Source organism: Rhodocytophaga aerolata, from assembly GCF_030503435.1.
Lineage (GTDB): Bacteria > Bacteroidota > Bacteroidia > Cytophagales > 172606-1 > Rhodocytophaga > Rhodocytophaga aerolata.
In genome coordinates, this window is record NZ_JAUKPO010000004.1 from 412,232 (window position 1) to 429,890 (window position 17,659).

At 41.9% G+C, this 17,659-nt stretch carries 7 protein-coding genes; 6 read left to right on the forward strand and 1 reads right to left on the reverse strand.

Annotated elements, in window-relative coordinates; all coding sequences use genetic code 11:
* The first annotated feature begins 53 nt into the window (after positions 1–53).
* From cheB to Q0590_RS10570, 3 genes are read left to right on the forward strand one after another with little or no spacing between them, the layout of a single operon-like run.
* Positions 54–1,094: a chemotaxis-specific protein-glutamate methyltransferase CheB gene (cheB, locus tag Q0590_RS10560; RefSeq protein WP_302037491.1), complete on the forward strand. Its 1,041-nt coding sequence runs from the start codon at positions 54–56 to the stop codon at positions 1,092–1,094.
* On the forward strand, positions 1,095–3,014 hold the full coding sequence (locus Q0590_RS10565) for a chemotaxis protein CheA (protein ID WP_302037492.1): 1,920 nt from the start codon (positions 1,095–1,097) through the stop codon (positions 3,012–3,014).
* 58 nt (positions 3,015–3,072) lie between these two features.
* On the forward strand, positions 3,073–3,891 hold the full coding sequence (locus Q0590_RS10570; RefSeq protein ID WP_302037493.1) for a CheR family methyltransferase: 819 nt from the start codon (positions 3,073–3,075) through the stop codon (positions 3,889–3,891).
* 11 nt (positions 3,892–3,902) lie between these two features.
* Here Q0590_RS10570 and Q0590_RS10575 read toward each other — a convergent pair whose 3' ends face one another.
* Positions 3,903–6,851 carry a PAS domain-containing protein gene (locus tag Q0590_RS10575; protein WP_302037494.1) on the reverse strand — a complete coding sequence of 983 codons (2,949 nt, stop codon included), beginning with the start codon at positions 6,849–6,851 and terminating at the stop codon, positions 3,903–3,905.
* A gap of 495 nt (positions 6,852–7,346) precedes the next feature.
* Between Q0590_RS10575 and Q0590_RS10580 the strand changes: the two genes are divergently transcribed.
* The 3 genes from Q0590_RS10580 to Q0590_RS10590 all read left to right on the forward strand — a co-directional run.
* Positions 7,347–8,222: a Cbp1 family collagen-binding glycoprotein adhesin gene (locus tag Q0590_RS10580; protein WP_302037495.1), complete on the forward strand. Its 876-nt coding sequence runs from the start codon at positions 7,347–7,349 to the stop codon at positions 8,220–8,222.
* 216 nt (positions 8,223–8,438) lie between these two features.
* A complete protein-coding gene (locus Q0590_RS10585; protein WP_302037496.1) occupies positions 8,439–9,182 on the forward strand; it encodes a Ser-Thr-rich GPI-anchored membrane family protein in 744 nt (247 codons plus the stop codon).
* A 111-nt stretch (positions 9,183–9,293) separates the two neighbouring features.
* The coding region (locus tag Q0590_RS10590; RefSeq protein WP_302037497.1) for an Ig-like domain-containing domain at positions 9,294–17,659 on the forward strand (8,366 nt) is incomplete at its 3' end.

Below are 17,659 nucleotides of genomic sequence, written 5' to 3' on the forward strand. Positions count from 1 at the left end.
GATATACTTTTATTACACATTTACTTAATTCACTGTGTGCATCATACTCCATCATGCCTGAAGAAAAAATTAAAGTATTGCTGATAGACGATTCAGGGTTGATGCGTTTGATAATTTCTGATATCCTACGGACGGATGCAGCTATTGAAATCATTGATACGGCTGAAAATGGCAAAGATGGCTTTGAAAAAACGGTCAAATACAAACCCGATGTAGTAGTAACCGATCTGGTAATGCCTCACTATGATGGTATCTATGCGGTGAAAAACATCATGAAACAGGCTCCAACCCCTATTATCGTATTAAGCAGCCTGGACAGAGCCGATCCTGAAGTTTTTGATGCGCTGCATGAAGGTGCTGTAGATTTTATAGATAAGCCCAAAGGAAAACTGGTATCCGGGATACGTGAAGTCAATACGCTGTTAATTAAAGCGGTAAAAGAGGCAAGCAAAGCCAATGTCCAGCAATTAAGAAAAGCCAGGAAAGTTACTACTCCAAGGCAGCCGGAAACGGGTAAGTTAAATTATGAAATAATCTGTATGGGTTCATCTACCGGAGGCCCGGGAGCTATTGAGTATATTTTAACCAAACTTCCTGAAAAACTAGCCGTACCTGTAGTTATTGCCCAACATATGCCCGAACGTTTTCTGGATTCGTTTGCTAAACGCCTGGATAGCCTTACGGCTTTGAAAGTAAAACTAGCCGAAAAAGGCGAACCTCTCACAGATGGTACAATTTATCTGGCCCCTGGGCATAGCAATACTTTAGTTACGAAAGATATACGTACCGGACTTCCTTTCTTTAGTTTTACAACCAGAGAATACAAAGAATTTAATTTCCCTTCGGTAGATTGTTTAATGTACTCAGCAGCTCAGGTATATAAAAACAAAGCGTTGGGGGTACTATTAACCGGAATGGGAAAAGATGGTGCAGAAGGCATGAAAGCCATTTATGAGGCCGGAGGCTATACACTTGCCCAAGATGAAGAATCATCCGTAGTATATGGTATGCCTAAAAGTGTAGTGGAAATCGGAGCAGCCCGAAAATCAATCGCCTTAGAAGATATTCCTGCCTTTATTGTAGGTTGTTTGTAAATGAAAGATAAATCCCAGATGGACTCAAAAGAACTAGAATACAAAGAACTATTTTTGGCAGAAGCCCTGGAAAACCATGAAGAGCTAAACAGGCTAATGACAGAACTGGAAAAAAACAGCTCGAATAAGAATGCCATTAATGCCTTATTTAGAATCACTCATACGTTGAAGGGAAACGCGTCAGGGATGGGTTTTGAAGATATTACCAAACTATCGCACACCCTGGAAGACCTGTTTAATGAGATTAGGTCTGGGAAGCTCCAAGTAGATGCAACTATTTTCAATGATCTTTTTAAAGCTATAGATACACTGGGAGCACTTATTAATTCACTAAAAACGGGGCAGCCTGTACGGTATCAGGGCATTAAAGCTAAACTAGAGGTTATCATACGGAAAGCTACTGAAAATAATGAAGTTATTTCCCCCATTGCACCTATTGAACAGCCTATAAAGACAAAAGCTAGATCCGGTAAAAATACCTTAGTTACTAAAGCTACTGATTCACCTTCAACTCTTGCACCAGTACATGTTCAGGAAAGGGTTGCACCACTTACAGCCACAACAGGGGCCACTACTGCTACAATAGAACCAGGGGTTGAACAAAAGATACTACCGCAAGAAAGTACAATCGGTAACCAGGAAACTGAAAAACCCGATACTGAAAAAGTAGACGCGCAAATTACTTTTTCTGACCTGGTTCAGGTGCCAGTGAAAAAACTGGATAATCTGCTCAATCTGGTAAGTGAGCTTACCATTGAGCGGGATAGATTGGTAGCCATGCACATGGGAAAACTCAGCAAAAATGAATACTCCAGATTGCAACGGATTTCATCCGATCTGCAATACTCTGTTATGGATGTCCGGCTGGTACAGGTAGGTTTTCTTTTCAATAAATTCCACCGTGTTTTGCGCGATGCGGCTGCTTCTGAAAATAAAAAGGTTTCGCTTAAACTAGAAGGAACCGATACAGAAATAGACCGGAACATTCTCCAGATCATCAGTGATTCTTTAATTCACCTCATTCGTAATTCAGTAGGGCATGGAATAGAAACACCGGCTGAACGCTTAAACGCAGGAAAAGCTGAAACAGGTACAGTCACGCTGCGGGCCAGTACCGATAAAGATTCAGTGATTATCGAAATTCAGGATGATGGCAAAGGCATAGATCATACAATTATCCGGAAAAAGGCTATTGAAAAAGGGTTGATTAGCAAAGAGGCTGCCAGCCAGCTATCTGAAATGGATTGTATCATGTACATTTTTGAGCCCGGGTTCTCCAGTGTCGATCAGGTGACGTCTATTTCCGGAAGGGGTGTTGGGATGGATGTAGTAAAAAAAGCCATAGATGCGGTAGGAGGCAATATCAGCCTGTTTACTAAAGTTGGTCAGGGTACAGTTATTAAACTTTCTTTGCCTTCATCTATGGCAGTAAAAGGCACCCTTTTGTTTGAGTTAGACAGAACGGAATATGCTATACCACTTACCTACACTGAAGCAGTAGGTTGTTTATACAAAAAAGATATACACAAAGTAGGAAATGGGCTGGTAGCAACGCATTTGGGTAAAACAATATCTATCGTCTTTTTGAAAGACTTATTCGCGCTAAATGATTACTCCCACCACAGCCGGGAAGGAGTTTTTCATACTAGTTTCGATAGAGTTTCGCCCGATGAGAAATTATCTATTATTATTGTGTCCTACCATAACCGACGGGTTGGCCTAGTAGTAGATAAGCTTTTGCAGCAAAAAGAAATTATCGAAAAACCACTTGCCAAACCAGTAGATGTAGTAAAATTCATAAGTGGCGTCACGATTCTGGGCAACGGCAATATTTGTCTGGTTTTGAATATCACGGCTATGATCAGTTATATATTCCGTATTTCCAATACAGCTACCCAGCTGCAAAGCCTGTCTGCTTAAGTAATTTGGCAGCAAGTATATAAAATTTGGCCTTCATCTTTAGTTGTTCTAAAATTCAGTGGTAGACATTACCGACGACGAGTTACAATCGCTTATCCGTGTTATCCTCACCAGGTATGGCATTGATTTTACATCGTATGAAACCGGTTCCCTGAAAAGAAGAATAGCCAGGGCAATCACTGTCTTTAACGTAGAATCGGTGGTAGAGCTTTGGAATAAGTTACTCAAAGAAAGAGATTTTATTTATCCTTTTATAGATGAACTGACCGTTGGCATGACTGCCATGTTTCGTGATCCGGTTTTGTGGAGTACGTTAAAAAACTCGGTCTTGAACCAGTTTTCCCAACAGGAAAACATCCATATCTGGCATGCTGGCTGTTCTACAGGGGAAGAGGTATATACCATGGGGATTGTGTTGTCAGACATGCAGCTTCAGCACAAAACCTCTGCCCTGGCTACTGATCTCAACCAAACATTTATCCGGCAGGCACAGGAGGGCAAATACCATTTAAGCGTATTAGAGGACTATGCCCGCAACTTTACAGTTTACCAGACCATCCACCCTTTTCACCACTATTATACACTGCAGGAAGATGCTTTTTGTATGAACAGAAGTTTAACTGCACACGTACAATTCAAAAATCACAACTTGGTGATGGAAAAAATGGATCATAAATTTGACATTATTTTTTGCCGGAATGTCATGATCTATTTTGACAGCAAAGCCAAAACGAAACTTTTAGAGCAATTTCACCAGAATTTAAAGGAAGGAGGCTATCTAATAATTGGCTTCTATGATGCGTTGATGCCCTTTATCGACACACAAAAATTTGCTATTTATGATTTGAATGCTAAAATTTTCAGAAAAATCTCCTGACAAAATTTCTATTACCTCAATTCGCGCAGATTTACCATCTCAATCATCTTGAAAATAACGGTATCCAGCTCCTGGGCTGAAACCTGCAGTTTATCTAAAATCAATTTATTGATCGGGTCAGTCGCATCTTGTTGGTTAAAGATGGAAACTAATCCAAGTATACGGGCCAAAGGTCCGCGCAAATTATGAGCTGTCATAAAAGCAAACTTGGTCAGGTTCTTTATGAGTAACTCCCGGTCTTCCTCTGCTTTTTTTCTATCGGTAATGTCTTTCGACACACCAATTAATCCCACTGGTTCACCAGATTCATCCATAAATAGGGTTGTACTAACATCTACCCATATCAATTCCTGTTTCTTATTTTTTGCCTGCCATTCCCCTTCAAATGGGTTGCCATTACGCAGCTGATCAATATTTCTTCGCCATTTGGTTAAATCCAGGGTGGTCGGATAAATAGCCGATAAATCTTTCCCAAGCATTTCATCAATTGAGTAACCAAATATAGCTTCTGCACCTTGATTGTAGTAAATCACGTTGCCCTTCATATCGGTTACAATGACACTATCCTTCACATTTTTAAGGATATTGGCCTGAAAATTTAGTTGTTGTTCTACCTCCTTACGTTTGGTGATATCTGTTTGTATAGCCACAAACCGCTGTAACCGCCCTTTCGTATCAAAAATAGGTTGCACATCCAGCCGCAACCAGTATTTTTTACCGGATTTGGTATAATTAAGTATTTCTGTGTGAAACTCCTTACCCTGACTGATATGCTTGTACATCAGGTCTATCGTTGACAGATCGGTCTCCGGGCCTTGCAATACAGACCCAGGTTTTTTCCCTTTAATTTCTTCGAATGAATAGCCGCTAATGCGGGTAAACCCTTCATTTACCCATTCTGTTACTCCCTCAGCATCTGTAATAATTACTCCGTTTTCAGTTTTCTGGGCAACCAAAGCCAGTTTGCGTACTTCCTCCTCTGCAAGTTTTTTTGCAGTGATATCCTTATGTGTGCCAACTGCTTGTAAAGGCTTGCCCTCTGCATCCCACCGTACCACTTTTCCACTATCCAATACCCATACCCAATCTCCGCTTTTGCTTTTTAACCGGTGTTCCAGTTGAAAAGATGGTGTTTTTCCATCCAGGTGATCTTGCACAACCATAAGCATGTTTTCTACATCATCGGGATGTAGTAAATTTTTCCAGCTATCTACAGTTGGAGCTATTTCATCGAGAGCGTATCCCAGCATATCCGCCCAACGTTTATTATAGGAAACAAAGCCGGTAGTAATATCCCAGTCCCACAAGCCCAGGTCGCCACCCCATAAGGCTAACTCAAACCTGTTTTTTTCTTCCTTTAAGCGGTGGAAGGCTTGCATCGTGCTGGTAACATCCTGAATAATACCTGATAACTTCACTACCTTTCCAGACGAATCTTTCTCCACCGTATCTACACATACGGCAATATGTTTTATCTCCTGTTTAGAAGTAATGAGCCGGTATTGTATTTTTCCCCCAGATTTTTTGCCTGACAAAACGTTGTTTACAAACCCGTCTACTTTTCCTTTATCATGCGGATGAACCAATGCCAGATAACAAGCTGCATCTTTTTTTGCCAACAAACTAGCAAAGTGTTTGCTTGCTTCCACTGCTATTTCCTGACAAAAATCAAGTCTGTTTTCGAGCAAATTCCATTCAAAATTCCCCACTTTTGCCAGTTGCTGTGCTCTCCGCAGCGCTTTTTCATTTTTTTTCAGCCGCTCAACAGTTTCACATAATTGTTGATTTACCAGCTTTAACTCTTCTTCATGCTTAATTAGCACAGCCTCCCTCATTACTAGCTGATGATTCAGAGTATGTTCTTTGGCTAAAGCTTCTTCCAGCTGCTGAGTCGCTTTACGTCTGGTTGTAGCATCTTTAGTGATGCCATCCATACGAACAGGTTTACCTTGTTTATCCTTGATAATCCATACCCGGTTCAGCACCCATTTTGTTTCACCATCTGGCAGAATAATTCGGTACTCGTGGCCGATATATCCATTTTTCAGCAATACATCGTGGTTGGCAAGTACCCGCGGTGCATCTTCAGGATGAATGACTTTAAACCAAAGCAAGCGATCTGTATAGAAACTGCTGGATGGATACCCGTAAAGCTTTAAGCAAGCCTCGTTAACATAATACAACACAGAATCATCCAGAGAAGCCGACCAGACAACATCGCTTACATTATTAAAAATATCCCGTAACTGATTTTCTCTTTCTTTAAGTGTCCTAACGGTTTCCAGTAAGTAGGCAGGCTCAAAAGGTTGTACGTTGGCCAAAGGATAGTCTGCTATGGTTTGCTCTATTTTATCAGCCCGGTTGCAGGCTTTGGGTGAAAATAGAGCTTCCTTTCCCGGAAAAACTTCCTCCAGCAAGTTACTGCTACTGAGCAGCGTTGTACAAGTACTAATAAAGGGAGAAAGCCTGGTTAGCATTGTCTGGCAGTAGCTGGTTTTGCTGTTGGCTAATCCCATCACAGCCATTACTTTTCCTTTAAAAACAAGGGGAATGCTGAGAAAATTAGGTATACCAGCTGATGCGTAAGAAGGAAGATGTTGCCAGTGGTAAGGATCATTGTGGATTACCGGACGCTGAGTGAGCAAAACCTCTGTGGCCAGGTTCTGAATAAAATGACTCCCGTAGGCATCTATTGTGTCTTCTGCTTCTACCCCATTAGTTGAGAAGACAGATTCTTTATTGGGTAAGCAAGCGAAGTTTCTGGTTGCAAGCGTGCTCAGCTCTGGCTCCTGATAGGGCTTGCGGATAACCAGCGATAGAAAAGCAGAATGGCTGGCGGTAAGCTCACAGGCATACGCCAACATGGTATCCAGCAATTCACTCGATAAGGTGTCAAGCGCTGCAAATTTATAATGCAGGTCTGCTATTCTCGTTAAAATTACCTCCGCCTCCGTATTCATCAGTGTTAAGTTACTGAATAAAATCTCCTTAATTAGCTAAATGACTCTATACTTGTTATGCAATTATCGGTGGCTAGTAAAACTTACCAGTGTCGCCCTATGGGTAAATGATGCCAAAAGTTTGGGTTTGCTTTCGTTAGTTGTCTTTAACAAACCTAAGAAGTGTAAGCTAATTACCACTAGCCAGATTCATTTGTTAGTGTCAACGAATATAATTAACTTCTGATGGATAAAGAATAATCAGCTAGAGGACAGGTAACCACTTGTGTAATAAATGAAGTGCTTATTTAGCAATTCCTCTGGCATGCTGTCACTTTCTTGATTATTTATTGTAAATTTGTAAATGTCAAAACACGTGTTTGTACAAGTAATTAGCTCTAAAAACGTATAAATCACAGTCAAACCCATTTATTCAAAACGGTTTTATTATCTTCTGCTATTTTTTAGATACGTAACTTCCATTATTTAATTATTTAAGACAATACGCCTACATCCATGTATAATTTTATTAAAAAATCACTCTTTGGCTTGTTGAGTTTTACCCTGTTGATCGGATGCACAGAGAACAGGAAACCAGAGGACAGTCAACTAAATTCATTGCTTCAGGAGAATGACTCGCTGATCAATCAGATTAAATTAAAAAATAAGGAGCTTGATGATATTACTTCGTCTATGAATGAAATTGAAAGTAACCTGGCTGCCATCCGGCGCAACGAAATGGTTATTGACAGTTTGCGCCGTGTGGGAGGTATTAAACAAGAAGAAAAAATCAACCAACTCATTAAAGAAATTGATGAATATGTAGATGATAACCGGCAGAAGGTAAATCAGTTGGAAGTACAGATGAGAAACACCAAAAATGAAAGTATCGGCCTTACACGCCTGGTAAACCAACAAAAAAATACAGTATTAGAGAAAGAGCAGCAAATTCAGTCGTTGATGAGTACCATTACCAATCTCCGGCAAGAACTCATGTTCACAATCAATACAAAAAATGCAGAAATCAGTGATAAGCAACGCCTGATTGATGAAAAAGAAGCTGCTATGAACACGGTTTACATTTCTTTTGGCACCCGCGACAAATTGTCTGAGGATGGAATAGTACGGAAGGAAGGAGGCGTATTAGGAGCCGGAAAATCGTTTAAACTGGCGAGTAAATTTGATGTGGAAAAGTTTAAGAAGGGTAATATGAAGGAGATTCAGCAAGTGGACCTGGGGGTGATCGATAAAAAAACTGTGATTACTACCCATCCGGCTGAATCGTATTATTTTGTAAAAGCCAGTGGCCGTACTATTCTAAAAATAGTGGATTATCAAAAATTCTGGAGTATTTCCAAATACCTTGTGGTAGAAACAGAAGGCGGCTTATAGCAGCTACTATATACGTTGCCGGTTGACCATACACTTTTATTCTTATTAACAGAATGAGTTACTTATGACTTACTCAGCCGGGCATCTGTCATTTGTTTTCTTAACAACAGTACATGCCGGATCTTCGTTAAACCGTTCTTAGCCAGCTATCAGATACCAGTAAGTGAACGTTGTGTAATTACAGTAGAAGGTATATAACACATTATCTATGATACAATGAAATTCTACCTCCACTTCCTATTTTTCTTTCTGGTAACTATTCCTTTTGTTTCCGCTCAACGGGTAAGTAATGTACGGGCACAAGCCAGAGGCAATATTGTTATTATTACCTATGATTTGTTAGGTACTATTAGCGGGCAATTGTTCACAGTGTCTGTGTATAGTTCGCACAATGGCATGGAGAGGCCGCTGACACAAGTAAAAGGCGACTTAGGCGAAAATATGAAACCTGGCCCTAACAAAGTAATCGAATGGGGTACTAAAAAAGAGCTTTCTAACTTTGACGGGGATGTAACCATTGAAGTCCGGGCTACCCTTACCTACTCTCCTATGCGATTTACTTCTCCGCAACGGAACTCCCTGCATAAACGTGGCAAACCCTATAAGGTAACCTGGCTCGGGGCAATTGCCAACGAAAATTTACAACTTGAATTGTTTAATGACACAGCCCGGGTATTTGAGATTAACCGCACGCCTAATAAAGGTTCCTTACAATGGGCAATACCGTTGAATCTGGAGCCTGGCAAAAACTACAAATACAAATTAAGCAGTGTGGATAATCCATCTAACTTTGCCTATAGTAATACTTTTATTATTCAACGAAAGACGCCCACCTGGATTAAGGCACTTCCTTTAACAGCCGTTGTGGCTGGGGTGATCTATTACATTATTTCCAGCGGCTCAGACCCGGCTCCACCAGATGTTGAAAAAGACCTGCCTTTGCCTCCAAATCCTGAGTAAGGCAATTAAGTTTTCAATCAATTATTAGAGGTAATTCTGCTAAATGCAAAAATTCTGTTTCTGCTTACAGATTTTTTCATAGGAAAGTTTACTAGCTATAACCAGCACCCAATGTCTACAACGATACCGCTTTTTGACAAACCCTTACACAACAGGATTTTTTTTATCCTGGCTTCACTTCTTGCCTATAGTTTCTGTACGCTGTTTTCCCTAGTTGCTTATAGCAAAGATCCTAAGAATTATTCTTACCTGAATATCCCTGGAAAGGCTCAGGATGTAGTTATGTGGCATGAGGTGAAAGAACTTGAAGAGAATAATCTAACCCACAAAAAGTTCTTTACCGGTCAGTTTCGCTACCACAACACATTGGTAGTCAGCCATAATTTACTTTTCACTTCATCTATTACTAGCAGTACAAACAAAGCCTCATCTAAGGCCGATGGACCATTAAAAGTACTCTCCTTCTCCCCTGCTGATAACGCGGTTAATATCCCAAAAACGACCAATCAATTAATCATCACCTTTGATAGACCTGTTAAAGAAAAACAAATTAGAGGGGGTGGGGATAAACTAGTAAACATTCGTTTAAACCGTACGGCTAATTCCAGCCTTGAAGTGATAAATGCTAACTCTCCACGTGTACGTGTGGATGGTAACAGAGCAATAATTGATCTTACTACGGCCTTACCAGCCGGCGCCTATATTTCAGTGCATATCCCTTCAGGAATTTTTGCAGATGCAGATAGTGAAGATAATGATAATGAATTTGAGGGCATAGCAGAGAATGATTATGAGACCTGGAACTTTACTACTGCTGCTGATGATACAACGCCTCCAACCATTACTTCTGTTGTTCCGGAAACTGGAACAACAAATATAGCTCTGGCACCTAAGCTAGTGATCAATTTTTCTGAAAGTATAATCAAAGGGCAAGGAACCATCACCATTTACCGGGGAACTAATGTACATCAGACAATCAATGTTGGAGATAACAATGCGGTACAGATTTCTGCGGATGGAAAAACTGTTACTCTTACACCCAACGAACTCCCTGGCCAAACTACCTTTTATGTATTAATTCAAGCAGGCGCCTTTAAAGACCTGGCAAATAATAACTTTGCAGGTATTACCAGTCCGGATTACTGGACATTTACCACCAAAGATGTACAAGCACCTACCATCACAGGTTTTGTTCCAGCAAACGGCACGCCTGAGGTGGAACCAGAAACACCTCTTGAAATTACCTTTAGCGAAACTGTTCGAAGAGGTACTGGCAGGATTGTTATTACCTATGGAACACAGCCAGATGGTCAGATTATTGAAAATGACCGTATCACCATTAATGGAAACATCGTTCGTATCCTGCCTGATGCTTTGCCCGACGGCACACAAATCACCGTTCTTATTGAGGATGGCGCTTTTACAGATGAAGCGGGTAATCTCTATACTAGGAATCCAAATGATACCTGGAGTTTCCGCACCCAAGATCAGACACCGCCACAGATTACTGCTTACTCACCTGCAGCAAATGAAACAGGAGTAGCGGAAGATGCATCCTTACAACTAACATTTGATGAACCTGTAAAAGCTTCGGATCAACTAATCCAGCTATTTAATGGCCCTACGTTGCTGGAATCTTTTAAAGCAAATGAAACAAACAAAGTAACCATTACCGATAAGCAGGTAAGCATTAAGCCGTCAAACGTTTTTCCTTCAGAAGCTAAAATCCATATACTTATTGAACCCGGCGCTTTTACAGACCAAGCGTCCAATGCTTTTGCTGGTATAGTAGATGAAAAAACCTGGAGTTTTACTATTAAAGATACCAAAACTCCAACAGCTACCACAGTTTCTCCACAAGATGGAAGCACAGATATACCTATTGACACAGACCTGACCTTAACTTTTGATGAAGCAGTTGAAAAAGGCACAGGCACCATTACTATCACCGCCGGTACAGATGTGCAGACATTTGATATGATGGATGCGGCTGTTTCCATTAATGCAACAGTAGTAACTATCAACCCGGCAGATTTGCCTTATAGCAGCCTGGTAGTAGTGCAAATTTCAGCTGGTGCTTTCCAGGATGCGGCAGGAAATGCCTATGCCGGAATCACCGATAACACTAGCTGGAACTTTACGACAGTTCCCCAACCTGATAACACTCCACCTACTGTCAGCAGTTTCTCCCCGGCAAAAGGTGAAACCAATGTAGTCATTGATCAAAATTTGATCCTTACTTTTAATGAACCCATACAGAAAGGACTTATCGGAAGTATCACTCTGTATCAAAACAATACAATCCTGCAGTCCATTGATATAACCAATAGTGCACTAACTATTTCCAACAAAGTTTTAACTATCAATCCACCACAAGATCTGCCTGAAGGAGCAACAGTAAGTGTACGAATCACCCAAGGGGCAATTACAGACCTGGCAGGTAATGTCTATGCTGGCATCTCAGACAACACTACTTGGCAATTCACAACCCTGCCCCCTGCAGATGAGCAAGCTCCGGTGGTAGCTGCCCTTTCTCCAGCCAATAATGCTGCTGAAGTAGCCGTAAATGAAAACCTGCTCATTACTTTCGATGAGCCAGTACAAGCTGTTGAAACTAAAAAGATTTTTATCTATCAGAACAACATATTGTTAGAGGAAATCTTAGCTACTAGCAATCAAACAACTATCACAGGTAATCAGGTGAGCATCAATCCATCGGATGACTTTGCCGAAGGGGCCACTATTTATCTATTTATTGAGCAAGGGGCTTTTCAAGATTTAGCCGATAATGATTTTGCCGGCATTAGTTCAGCTAATGGCTGGAAGTTTGAAACTGTCGCGCCCCAAGATAAAACGGCGCCTAGAATTACTGCTTATTCACCGGATGATGGAGACACAGACATTGCCATTGAAGCTGATTTAATCATCACTTTTGATGAAGCAGTTGAAAAAGGGACAGGTTCTATTACTATTACGGCAGGCACCCAGGTGCAGACCATTGATGTAGCTGATGCAGCTGTACTAGTTGATGGAACTACGGTTACCATCAACCCGGCAGATTTGCCTTATGAAAGTCCAGTCTTCGTTCGAATCCCGGCCGGAGCTTTTCATGATGCAGCTGATAATGCATTTGGCGGTATTTTAGATAACTCTACCTGGAACTTTACCACGGCTGCTCAACCTGATACCCAAGCTCCAACTGTAAACACCTATTCCCCGGCTACCGGAGAAACGGAAGTAGCCCTTGATGCTGACTTTATCCTTACCTTTAATGAGCCTGTAAAAAAAGGAACTACCGGTAGTATTACTATTTACCAGGGCAACACACTCATACAAACCATAAACATTACCGATGCTAGTGTTAGTGTGCAAGATCATGTACTGACAATCGATCCAGCAGAAGATTTACCGGAAGGGGTAACACTTTCTGTTCAAATCACCGCTGGTGCCATTACCGACCTGGCTGATAATCCCTATGTTGGAATTACTGACAATACTACATGGAACTTCACAACGGTGCCACCTGCAGATAAACAAGCACCTGTCATCGCCATTCTCTCCCCGGCTACTACTTCTACAGATGTTGCGACAGATGCCAACCTAATGATCACTTTTGACGAGGCTATACAAGCAACAAATAAAAAAATTATTATCTACCAGGATAATGCTGTTCTGGAAGAAATTTTTGCAAATAGTAATAAAGTAACTATCTCAGAAAAGCAAGTGACCATTAATCCGGATAATGCTTTCCCTGAGGGTACAACCCTTCATGTATTAATTGAAGCAGGTGCATTTCAAGACTTGTCAGACAATGATTTTGCAGGGATCAATATAGATACTGGCTGGCGCTTCAGTACAGTTGAGCCTAAAGATCTGGAAGCACCTGTTATTGAAACATATTCACCTACTGCCAATGCAACGGAAGTAGATATTGCTTCCACATTATCTCTTACTTTTAGTGAACCTGTTCAAAAAGGCACCACAGGAAATGTCACCATCTATCAGGAGACCAGAGTGGTAGAAACTATTGAGTTAGCGGCCTTATCAATTTCTGGGAATGTAGTAACTATCGATCCTTTGCAGGATTTGCCTGAAGGTGTGACACTATATGTACAAATCACTCCAGGAATTGTAACGGATTTAGCAGGAAATTCCTTTGCAGGTATCACAAATACTACTACCTGGACCTTTACCACTAAGGCGCCAGCAGATCAAACAGCTCCTCTGGTATTAACTCTCTCTCCTGCCAATAATGCCACAAATGTAGCCGTAGATGCGAACCTGGTACTTACCTTTGATGAGGTGGTTTTGCCAGTTGAAAACAAAACCATTGCTATTTATCAGAACAATAGCTTACTTGAAAATGTATCCACGAATCAGGTAACCATTGTAGATAATCAAGTCACCATCAATCCATCTGCTGACTTTTTACCAGGAGCTGCCGTATATGTTCTTATTGAGCAAGGTGCTTTCAGAGATGCATCCAATAATGCCTATGCGGGCATCCTTACAAACAACACCTGGAATTTTACGACAACCCCTCCAGTAGATAATATTGCTCCAACCATAGCTGTTTTGTCTCCGGCGGATGAGGCCACAGGTGTAGCCATAGATGCCACTCTGGTTATCAACTTTGATGAAGCTGTTCAGGCCATTGCTGACAAAAAGATCTATATCTACCAAAATGGCACTCTCCTGGAAGACCTCCTGACTACTCAAGTTAGTGTAGCGGCCAATCAGGTGACAATTGATCCGGTGACAGCTTTTACCCTGGGAGCTAGCATATATGTGCTTATTGAGCCAGGTGCCTTCACAGATTTGGCCGGAAATGCCTATGCCGGAACTACAGATAACACTACTTGGAACTTTACCGTAGCTCAACCAGAAGACACTACACCTCCTACGGTGACCACTTTGTCCCCAGCCGATGAAGCCAGCGGGGTAGCCATAGATGCCAATTTAGCGCTCACCTTTGTTGAAGCAGTGGAAAAAGGAGCAGGCACCATTACGATTACAGCTGGAACCCAAGTGCAGACCATCAATGTGACGGATGCAGCCGTTTCTGTGGATGGAACAATAGTAACTATCAACCCGGCAGATCTGCCTTACAATAGTTCGGTAGTGGTGCAGCTATCAGCCGGTGCTTTTGTGGATGCGGCAGGGAATGCGTATGCCGGAATCACGGATAACACTAGCTGGAACTTTACCACGGTTGGCGAGGATGATACTACCCCTCCAACAGTAAGTGTATACTCTCCGGCCAACAATGCCACCGAAGTAGCCACAAACAGCAACCTGGTGATCACTTTCGATGAACCTGTACAAAAAGGGACAACAGGTGAAATTGCTATTTATCAAGCCAATACTTTACTACAAACCATCACCATCACCGATGCCAATGTTACCCTTACAGACAATGTACTGACTATTGATCCTGCGCAAGACTTGCCTGCCGGGGTAAATCTGCATGTGCGCATCACAGCTGGGGCTATTACCGACCTAGCCGGGAATGCTTTTGCCGGAATCACCGATAACACTAGCTGGCAATTTACTACCCAACCTGAACAGCCTGTAGATCAAATAGCTCCTTTGGTTCTAACACTTTCTCCAGCCAACAATGCCACCGGGGTAGCCTTGGATCAAAACCTGGTCATTACTTTTGATGAACCTGTTAAAAAAGCAGCTACCGGTAGCCTTACCATTTATCAAGGCAATACCTTAGTGCAGACCATAGCTATTACCAATGCAAGTGTTACCGTTCAGGATGAAGTACTTACCATTAACCCACCTCAGAACTTACCAGAAGGCGCAACATTGTCTATTCAAATTTCGGCCGGAGCCGTCACCGACTTAGCCGACAACCCCTATGCCGGGATTGCAGACAACACCACCTGGACTTTTCGCACTGCTGACCCAGAAGATACTGAAGAGCCATTTATCTTAACCTATTCCCCAGCGCAAAATGCGATTGATGTAGACCCAACCCAGAACTTGGTCCTTACATTTAACGAACCTGTTATAAAAGGAGAAGGAAATATTACCCTTTTGCAGGGATTAAGTTCGCAACAAATTAATGTGAACAGTTCCCAGGTAAACATTTCTTCAAATACTGTGTCAATCAATCCGGACCTGGATTTACCGTCGGCTGCCTCAGTTAGTGTACGTATAGAAAAGGGGGCTTTTCAAGATAATGCCGGAAACCAGTATGAAGGTATTGCCACAGATGATGTCTGGACTTTTCAAACAAAAGATGTTACACCCCTTCTGGCTACTTCCTATACTCCAAACAACATTGCAGAGGTACCAGTTGACACTAATTTGGAAATAGTGTTTAACAAAGATGTAATCAGAGGTGCTGGAACAATCACTATTTATGCAGGTTCGGCGATTCAAACAATTGACGTAACCAGTACGCAGCAAGTAGGAATTTCCGGAAACAAAGTAACCATCAATCCTGAAAATACTCTGCCAGCTGCAACCCCAGTTTATATTCAAATAACGGAAGGCGCATTTACAGATGCTTCTGCCAATAGTTTCGCGGGAATAGCGGATAATACTACCTGGGCATTTACCACAGCTCAGCCAGTGGATGAAACAGCTCCCATAGTTAATAGTTTAGTACCTGCCGATGAGGCCACCGGTATAGCCGTGGATGCCAATTTACTACTTACCTTTAATGAACCTGTTATCAAAGGCGAAGGCAATATTACTCTGCTATATAACAACCAAAATCGAACTGTTGCCATCGCCAGTAATCTGGTAACCATTTCAGCCAATACGGTAACCATTGATCCTCCGGCCGATCTTCCTTTTGCTACGCTTATTACAGTACTGGTTCCCCAGGCAGGTTTTAAAGATATAGCAGGCAACGATTTTGTAGGAATTACCGATCCTTCAATTTGGAACTTTACAACTGCCCAGGAGCCAGATATTATACCACCTACCATTACCACCTTGAATCCGGCAAGAAATGCACAAAACGTCCCGACCGGAAGTAAGCTGGAACTTATTTTTAATGAACCAGTAGAAAAAGGAAACGGCACTATTGCTATTTCACAGAATAATAGCACTCAACTAATTGATGTGAACAGTGAAGCAGTAGCAATAGAAGAATCAAAAGCCATAATTACACCAGACCAGCCATTGGTGTCTAAAGCCACTGTCCGGATTAATATTGAAAGAGGCACATTTACAGACCTATCCGGGAACCCATTTGAAGGTTTTGAAGAAGCAACTGCCTGGACTTTTAATGTGGAGGACGAAACGGGCCCTCTGGTAACAGCGCTGTCTCCTTCCGATGATGCGAATGATGTACCAGTAGATGCAAATCTAGAAATTACCTTTGATGATGAAGTAGAAACAGGCCAAGGGCAGATTACAATTAACACCAATGGCAAAGAAAAGAAGGTAGCTGTAAATAGTAATGCTGTAACGATAAATAGTAACAGAGCTATTATTGATCCTAATCAGACATTCCCTACCGGTGCTACTGTATCTGTTCAGATTGATGCAGGTACATTTGTTAATAAACTTGGCAAACCCTATCAGGGTTTAACCGACCCAGCCGCCTGGAACTTCAGAACGTTGGGAGTAGCCGATGAAGAAGCGCCCACTGTAAGCATGTATTCTCCTATTCCAGGTTCTACCAATGTAGAGAAAAACACTAACCTGGTACTGACCTTTACTGAACCAGTGGTTGCAGCTGAAGGCAATATAATACTTACCCAAGGCACAACTATACGAACAATTCCAATTCTGGACCCACAAGTAACAATAATCGACAACATTCTTACAATTAACCCATCAACTGACTTTGAGGAAGGTGTTTCGGTCAGCATCCAAATCACTGCCGGTGCAGTAACAGATCTATCAGCAAATGACTTTGCAGGTATTACTGATAATACAACCTGGTCGTTTACCATCAGAGAAACAGTTCCCCCTGTAGTAAGTAGTTTATCCCCGGCGGATGAGGCCACAGGTGTAGCCATAGATGCCACTCTGGTTATCAACTTTGATGAAGCTGTTCAGGCCATTGCTGACAAAAAGATCTATATCTACCAAAATGGCACTCTCCTGGAAGACCTCCTGACTACTCAAGTTAGTGTAGCGGCCAATCAGGTGACAATTGATCCGGTGACAGCTTTTACCCTGGGAGCTAGCATATATGTGCTTATTGAGCCAGGTGCCTTCACAGATTTGGCCGGCAATGCCTATGCCGGTATTACAGATAACACCAGCTGGAACTTTACCGTAGCTCAACCAGAAGACACTACACCACCTACGGTCACAGCCCTCTCTCCTACAGATGAAGCCACTGAGGTAGCCATAGATGCTAATTTAGTGCTCACTTTCGATGAAGCAGTGGAAAAAGGAGCAGGCACCATTACTATCACAGCTGGAACCCAGGTGCAGACCATCAATATAGCTGATGCAGCCGTTTCTGTGGATGGAACAATAGTAACTATCAACCCGGCAGA

Coding starts and splice junctions, on each gene's coding strand:
- cheB (WP_302037491.1), top strand. CDS start 54: ATGCCTGAAGAAAAAATTAAAGTATTGCTGATAGACGATTCAGGGTTG.
- Q0590_RS10565 (WP_302037492.1), top strand. CDS start 1,095: ATGAAAGATAAATCCCAGATGGACTCAAAAGAACTAGAATACAAAGAA.
- Q0590_RS10575 (WP_302037494.1), bottom strand. CDS start 6,851: ATGAATACGGAGGCGGAGGTAATTTTAACGAGAATAGCAGACCTGCAT.
- Q0590_RS10580 (WP_302037495.1), top strand. CDS start 7,347: ATGTATAATTTTATTAAAAAATCACTCTTTGGCTTGTTGAGTTTTACC.
- Q0590_RS10585 (WP_302037496.1), top strand. CDS start 8,439: ATGAAATTCTACCTCCACTTCCTATTTTTCTTTCTGGTAACTATTCCT.